Origin of the sequence: Streptomyces sp. BR123, assembly GCF_013401435.1 — a bacterium.
GTDB lineage: Bacteria > Actinomycetota > Actinomycetes > Streptomycetales > Streptomycetaceae > Streptomyces.
The window spans coordinates 1-813 of sequence record NZ_JACBGN010000653.1 but is presented as its reverse complement, the minus strand read 5'-3'; the positions used below and the strand labels follow the sequence as shown (position 1 = coordinate 813).

At 72.8% G+C, this 813-nt stretch carries 1 pseudogene; it reads right to left on the bottom strand.

The features are described 5' to 3' along the window. Positions 1–144: 144 nt before the first annotated feature. Positions 145–813: pseudogene (locus tag HYE82_RS36890) on the bottom strand (thioredoxin domain-containing protein); the annotation flags it as partial.

The window sequence follows — 813 nt, the reverse complement described above, 5'->3', positions numbered from 1 at the left end:
CCCCACCACCCGGTTCGGCTACTGCTGCCCCGGGCTACATCCGAAGCCATGAGACTAGGCAGTGAACATGACATTCAGCCGCCTGCCGGAGAAAAACCGGGGCGCCGAACCGGCACTCAGGGAACCGGAGTTGACAGCACTCCATCAGATAGGCGGGCGAACCGTGCCCAACTGCTCCCCCAGCTCAACCGGATCCGCCGTAGGCCGCGAGCAGACGAAATGCCGGCAGACGTAGGCCGTGGGGCGGTCGTGCACGAGAGTGCGCTCCGCCAAAAGGGGGAACTCATCTCCGCTCCCCTCCGCGCCGTACGGCAGCCCGACCGCCACCACAGCCCCGGGAGCGGTCCCCAGCAACGCGGTCCGGTGTAGCTCGGCCCGCGCCGGATCATCGGGGTGGCCCACCACCGCCACCTCGCGCGGACCGTCCAGCAGCGCCTCGGCGACCGCCAGCCCGTGGCCGATGAAACGCGGCACGCGCGGCCCCAGGGCGTGCACCACGCCGAGCGCCCGCTCGGCGGCCGTGCGGTGCGCCTCCGAACCGGTGTGCGCGGCGTACGACAGCAGCGCGCCCGCGGCGGCCGTCCAGCCCGACGGGGCCGCCGTGTCGGTCGGGTCCTGGGGGCGCCGGATCAGCTGCTCGGCGTCGTGCGCCGTGTCGTAGAGGCTGCCGTCCTCGGCGGTGAACCGGTCCAGCACCAGGTCGAGGAGGATCCCGGCGAACTCCAGCCACACCCCCTCGCCGGTCACGGCCGCCAGCGCGAGGAAGCCCTCGGCGACGTCGCCGTAGTCCTCCAGCACCCCGGCGTTCCCGCC